This window comes from Alistipes muris, from assembly GCF_943193205.1.
Classification (GTDB): domain Bacteria; phylum Bacteroidota; class Bacteroidia; order Bacteroidales; family Rikenellaceae; genus Alistipes; species Alistipes muris.
In genome coordinates this window covers 141,437-147,436 of sequence record NZ_CALPDD010000005.1, presented here as the reverse complement: position 1 = coordinate 147,436, position 6,000 = coordinate 141,437, and the positions used below count along the sequence as shown (strand labels likewise).

The window sequence follows — 6,000 nt, the reverse complement described above, 5'->3', positions numbered from 1 at the left end:
AGCCGCCATGACCATCGACCACATCGCCTTGCAGTTCACGCCCGGAATCGGGGTGAAAGGCGCCGTGCATCTGTTCGGCCGCGGCCGACATCCACATGCACAGCCTGCTGCGCTACGATGTGAACACGGTGAACGCCATCGTGAGCGCCGTGCGCGAACGCAACATCACGGACCTGGTGCTGGGCATGCACGAGAATTCGCCGGGGCCCAACGTGCAGATTCCGGGCATACCGACCGCCGCGACGACCGCCGCGCTGGGCAAGACCCTGCAAGCCGTGCTGGCGCAATGCGCCGTGACGACGTTCATCTACCATTCGGCCCAGCCGCTCCCGACCATCCGGCGCCACCACGTAGTGGTCCCGCGCAAGGCGGAGCTGGAAGCGGGATTCCAGGCATGGCTCCTGCGCATCCGCCACCTGGCCCACGACACGGGAGCCCAACTGATTTTCCACGCCCCGAAAACAACCGTCGAACACCTGCGGGGCCGTCGCCGCCGCAAAGACATCGCACAATACGCCGTCTGCGAAGAAACCTGGGACAACCCCGCAGCCCTGCTGCCCGAACTGCGCAGCGACGACTGTCTGTGGGTCGTCATGAGCCGCCGCGACCGCATCTCCTACCAGGCGGGCATGTACCGCATCCCGGCCTACCTGGACGAAAACATGGCGGACCACAGCTTCGTACTGGTCTACCCCGTACAGGCCGGACATGCCGAACAACAAGGCATCTTCAACATGAACTTAGGATAGGACAACAAGTGAAAAGTGAAAAGTGAAAAGTGAAAAGGGGACCTTGGCGAGTGAACGATGACACAGACCGCCTGCGGACCATACAGCAAAAGGGCCGTCACGTGAAATTTCTTGCAACATTTCACCTTTCACCTTTCACCTTTCACCGAATAAAAGTATCTTTGCCCCTCGAAACCGCAAAAGTCAAGGAGACAACATGAGCCTCGTAGCAATCGTCGGACGCCCGAACGTGGGCAAGAGCACCCTTTTCAACCGGCTGGTCGGCCAACGCAAAGCCATCGTGGACGCGACGGCCGGCACCACGCGCGACCGCCACTACGGCAAGACCGACTGGAACGGCAAGGAATTCTCGGTCATCGACACGGGCGGCTACACGGTCAACTCCGAAGACATCTTCGAGGACGAAATCCGCCGTCAGGTACTGCTGGCCATCGACGAAGCCGATGTAATCCTGTTCCTGGTGGAAGTCTCGACGGGCATCACCGACCTCGACGCGCTCATGGCCGACATCCTGCGCCGGAGCAACAAGAAAGTGTTCCTGGTCTGCAACAAGGTCGACAACAACGACCAGATGTACTCGTCGCACGAATTCTATGCGCTGGGCCTGGGCGACCCCTACTGCATCAGCTCCATGTCGGGAAGCGGCACGGGCGACCTGATGGACGCCATTCTGGAAGCGCTGCCGGAAGACCCGACGGCCGACGAGAACGACGAACTGCCCCGCATCACCATCGTAGGCCGTCCCAACGTAGGCAAGTCGTCGCTGACCAACGCGCTCTTAGGCGAAGAACGCAACATCGTGACCTCGATAGCGGGCACCACGCGCGACTCGATCCACACGCGCTACAACAAATTCGGGATGGACTTCTACCTGGTCGACACGGCCGGCATGCGCAAGAAAGGCAAGACGATGGAAGACCTCGAATTCTACTCGGTCATGCGCTCCATCCGCGCCATCGAGAACTCGGACGTCTGCATCCTGATGCTCGACGCGCAGCAGGGGCTCGAATCGCAGGACCTCAACATCCACAACCTTATCGTCCGCAACCGCAAAGGCTGCGTCATCGTGGTCAACAAATGGGACCTCATCGAAAAGGGCAACAACACGATGAAGGAATGGACCGAGTTTCTGAAGAAGAAGCTGGCGCCGTTCAACGACATCCCCATCATCTTCACGTCGGTACTCAACAAACAACGCATCCTCGACGTACTGCAAACGGCCATGCAGGTCCACCAGGCGCGCAAACGCCGCATAGCGACCTCGGAACTGAACGAACACATGCTGCCGCTCATCGAGAACTACCCGCCCCCTGCGACCAAAGGCAAGTACATCAAAATCAAGTACGTGACGCAGCTCCCGACCCCGACGCCGCAGTTCGCGTTCTTCGTCAACCTGCCGCAGTACATCAAGGAACCCTACCGGCGGTTCCTCGAAAACAACATGCGCGAACGCTGGGACTTCTCGGGCGTGCCGATGCAAATCTATTTCCGCCAGAAATAAAGCAGCCCCGACCCGGAATGGCACGGGCTACGGTGCGTGCCAGCGAGGTAAGGTAGATTCAGCAATCCGCTGACGCAACGGCGCTTCGGGATTTTCACCGGAGCGCTGAAACGTTTTAACAAGCTGCTGAAACGTTTTAACTGCCGTCAGCTGTGCACCCCAGTCTGACAGAAAACAAACTTTAGTGAATAATGAATAGTTAATAAGGAATAATTATCCACTATTCATTATTAATTATTCATTGAGTACTTTTTCTGTCATTCATCCGAGCGATTGCTGAAAAGCGACTGCTGCGGGCTACCGCACACGCGACGCGGGAGCCTTGACGGGCGTCGGCACGGAAGGCGACTACTGGTCGTCGTCGTCCTACGCTGCGGGCAGCAAGTCACCCGCCGGGCTGAACTTCAACTCGGGGAACGTCAATCCGCTGAACGGGTTCTCGGGACGGGCGCTCGGCCTCTCCGTGCGCTGCGTCCAGCATCTACACGGGGCTGCTTTTTCGGAAAAACCGGACGGAGAACGATTCAGACCTTGCAGAACTTGGAACGGCAGACGAACCAGGGATTGCGGAGGTCCTCCTCGTTGTAACGCAGGGCCCGGCCGTCGGGAAGCGAACGGGTGGAACCGCCCGCCTCGGCGAGAATCAGCTCCCCGGCTGCGGTGTCCCACTCGAAAGTGCGGGTAGTGCGCACGTAATAATCGGCCTGCCCCTCGGCCAACATGCAGAACTTGTAGGAACTGCCCTGCTCGACGACCTCCAGGTCGGGGAAACGCTCGCGCAGGCGGGCGATATGCTCGTGGGTCTCGGGAGTCTGGTGCGACCGCGAGACGGCGACGCGCAACGGCCGGGACGGCGGCCCGGCCAAAGGCAGCGGCCGGAAACCCTCGACGATACGCTCGTAGGAATAATCGGCCGCGGCGTCGGGTGCGACGTGCTCTTTGAGGAAAGTTCCGGCATTGCGCCCGGCGACGTACATCTTTTCGTAAAACGGCACGTAAATCACGGCCCCCATGCAGACGTTGTTCTCCATGAGGGCGATATTGACCGTGAACTCGTTGTTGCCCTTGATGAACTCGACCGTGCCGTCGAGCGGATCGACCAACCAGTAAAGCTCCCAGTTGCGGCGCTCGTCGTAAAGCATCTCGCGCCCCTCCTCGCTCAGAACGGGAATGCGCGTGGGCCCGAGGTACTCGCGGATGACCTTGTGGGCCAGGCGGTCGGCGATGGTGATGGGGGTACGGTCGCTCTTGAGGCTTATGTCGTAATCGTCGCGGTTCTTGTAGACCTGCATGATGGAGGCTCCGGCACGCACGGCCGCATTGAAAAGCGGAGGAAGCAGGTACATCCTCACCTTGTCGTTTATCATCGAGACAGAGGGTTTAAGGTCGGTTTTCGGGGTTGCCATCGTAAAGATACGGAAAATTCACCATTCTGTGAAATTTTTCACATCAATTTTACACGGCACTTTCCGGCCTGCCATATCGGCGAGCAGAAGCCCCGCACAGGCGACGGCACACAGAACGACAGCCCCGGCGAGCAGAAGCGCCGCCAACACCCACCAACCATACCAAAGCGCCGCGAAGATCGCACAGCCGAGTGCCGCCACCCCCAGGAACCGCCACCGCGAACTCCCCCGGCGGAACTCGGGCCGATAGAAAAACGGCTCCCACAGCCAACGGCGGGCGTGGCGCGGAATCTTCCGCAGAAACCCGGGGCCGAATCCGCCTGCCGCAGCAACGGCGTCACGGCTCAGAAGCGCGAACGAACCGCCGACCCACGAACGCAGCGCCCCCACGGCACCGGGATGCCCCTGCCCCGCCTCGACCGAGAGCCGTTCGAGCACCCCCGGCAACAGATACTGCCCGTCGCGCACGGGAATCAGCCAATCGTAGGAAGCGACCGAAGCGGCGGCGTTCCAATCGTCGGCCGAAGTATCCTCGGAACGGTCGAGCAGCACCAACCGCCGAAAACACCGCCGGCGCGAACGCCACATACTGCGGACATGCTGCACGGGGAATTCATCGGAGGGCAGGTATTCGACGCGAATCATCCGGTAACGGGCTATCAGCGATTCAAAGAAAGCACGCCGGAGCGACGCATCGGCCACGACGACGACTTCCGAACGGACGTACTCGGACGACAGCAAGTTCTCGATCTGCGAGAGCCGCCGCACGCCGCTGCAAAGGAGCGAGAAACCGATGGTCCCGGAAGCGTCGCAGGAGGTGCCGAACATGCGCGCAGCCAACAGCCGCTTGTTACGCGCCCGCAAGAGGGGCAAAACCAGCCAGCAGGCCCCGGCAACGGCGGCCAGCGACACGAAACAAACAACCGCCGCAATCATACCAGGCATCGTTTATAAGACCGCACGATGGTGTCGTAATAAGCGGATTCGGAATCGTCGAAAAGCCGCGACAGCACCTGCGGGGAGTAACTGCACTGCGCCATGTAGCGCATCAGCGCGCGCCGCTGGGACGGGCTCAAGCGGGCCACGCACCGGGAAACCTCGCGGCGGACCAACGGCCGATGCAACGCACACAGCGTGAAAAGCGCCTCGGTCCCCGACGCGTAAGGCTCCTCGCCGTCGAGCAAGCGCAGCAACAACGGCTCGGCCTCCTCGATGCCGAACTGCCGGACGACGCACAACCCCACCCGCCGCAGGTTGAACGACGGCGAAGCGACGAGCGGCTCGTAAGCGACGGGCAATGCGCCGCGCCGCAGCCAAGTCATGATTTCGGCCACCTCGGTATCGGAAAAAGGCACGGCATGGTCGGCCAAACGACGCAAAGCCGCGAGGGGCTCGGCAGAGACGCGGGTCATCAAGGCGAAGAACCGGACGTAACGGTTGCGGCTACGCCCGTAACGTGCCATGCGGGGAGGAATCCCCTCGCCGACGGGCAGGACAGCCAACAAAGCGAGGTAACGCGCCCGCCGGTAACCCTGGGCGAAGCGCACGCGCCGCAACAGCCATCTGTCGAGCCCGTAACGCGCGACGACCTGCCGCAGCAGCCCGACGTCGAGCCCGTAAGTCATGGAAACGACCCCGGCCAGCGTTTCGGCCAACACGAGCCGTGACCCGACGCGCCGCAACATGGGGAACCGCGGCACGGCGCCCCGGCCGGAATACAAGGCGGACATGACGATATGGAGGTAACGCCGCTGGAGAACGCTGCGGAAACCGCCCTGCCGCCGAGCCTTCAAGGTTTCGACGACCCACAAGACCGACAACCCGACGACGGCCGCGCCGGAACAAACCGCACAAATAATCAGAAGCAGATTCATAACCCATTGACCGCAAGGTCGCTGACGACCTTGGCCCGCAACCGCTGCAAACTGACGGGAAAAGTAAGGTACTGGTCGACGCCGCACTCCAACAGAGCGAGGACCGTCTGCTCGCACTGCTGCCACGAGAGGACGTAGACGACGGGCCGCCGCAACCCCTCGGGCCGCAAGCGCCCGATCAACTCGCGCCCGCAGAAAAAAGGAGCGGTCCTCAGCACGATGACCATGTCGAACAACACGCGGGCGCACAAACGCTCCAACTCGGCGCCGCACCCGGCGCACCGCACTTCGGCGTCCACCCCTGCGAGCGCAAGGCGGACCAATTCGCGAGCGAACTCGTCGTCGGAAGCAATCAATATCCGTGGCATAGCAACTCTCCGGAACAGGCCGGAACGGCAACAGCGAAGCCCAAAACCGTGCCAGAGCCCGGGACGCGGAAAAAAAGTTCCCGGGAGTGTTGCTTATACGAT

Annotated in this window: 6 protein-coding genes; 2 read left to right on the top strand and 4 right to left on the bottom strand. The window is 61.3% G+C overall.

Annotated features, from left to right (window positions below):
* Positions 1–95: 95 nt before the first annotated feature.
* A complete protein-coding gene (locus tag NFR47_RS04505) occupies positions 96–749 on the top strand; it encodes a hypothetical protein (RefSeq protein ID WP_251214387.1) in 654 nt (217 codons plus the stop codon).
* Positions 750–945: 196 nt separating this feature from the next.
* The gene (gene der, locus NFR47_RS04500) at positions 946–2,250 is read left to right on the top strand and encodes a ribosome biogenesis GTPase Der (RefSeq protein ID WP_251214386.1); all 1,305 of its coding nucleotides are present in this window, start codon (positions 946–948) and stop codon (positions 2,248–2,250) included.
* A gap of 524 nt (positions 2,251–2,774) precedes the next feature.
* Here der and cysQ read toward each other — a convergent pair.
* The 4 genes from cysQ to NFR47_RS04480 are packed head-to-tail and all read right to left on the bottom strand — an operon-like array spanning position 2,775 to position 5,898.
* Entirely contained in the window at positions 2,775–3,617 is an 843-nt protein-coding gene (gene cysQ, locus NFR47_RS04495) for a 3'(2'),5'-bisphosphate nucleotidase CysQ (RefSeq protein WP_251214385.1), read from the bottom strand.
* 57 nt (positions 3,618–3,674) lie between these two features.
* Positions 3,675–4,592, bottom strand: coding sequence for a hypothetical protein (locus NFR47_RS04490; protein WP_251214384.1), 918 nt, complete (start codon positions 4,590–4,592; stop codon positions 3,675–3,677).
* Positions 4,589–5,530: a hypothetical protein gene (locus tag NFR47_RS04485; protein ID WP_251214383.1), complete on the bottom strand. Its 942-nt coding sequence runs from the start codon at positions 5,528–5,530 to the stop codon at positions 4,589–4,591. Before NFR47_RS04485 ends, NFR47_RS04490 begins: the two co-directional genes overlap by 4 nt.
* Entirely contained in the window at positions 5,527–5,898 is a 372-nt protein-coding gene (locus tag NFR47_RS04480; protein WP_251214382.1) for a response regulator, read from the bottom strand. The genes NFR47_RS04485 and NFR47_RS04480 overlap by 4 nt, the downstream gene beginning before the upstream one ends.
* Positions 5,899–6,000 lie beyond the last annotated feature (102 nt).

Coding starts and splice junctions, on each gene's coding strand:
- cysQ (WP_251214385.1), bottom strand. CDS start 3,617: ATGATAAACGACAAGGTGAGGATGTACCTGCTTCCTCCGCTTTTCAAT.
- NFR47_RS04490 (WP_251214384.1), bottom strand. CDS start 4,592: ATGATTGCGGCGGTTGTTTGTTTCGTGTCGCTGGCCGCCGTTGCCGGG.
- NFR47_RS04480 (WP_251214382.1), bottom strand. CDS start 5,898: ATGCCACGGATATTGATTGCTTCCGACGACGAGTTCGCTCGCGAATTG.
- NFR47_RS04485 (WP_251214383.1), bottom strand. CDS start 5,530: ATGAATCTGCTTCTGATTATTTGTGCGGTTTGTTCCGGCGCGGCCGTC.
- NFR47_RS04505 (WP_251214387.1), top strand. CDS start 96: ATGCACAGCCTGCTGCGCTACGATGTGAACACGGTGAACGCCATCGTG.
- der (WP_251214386.1), top strand. CDS start 946: ATGAGCCTCGTAGCAATCGTCGGACGCCCGAACGTGGGCAAGAGCACC.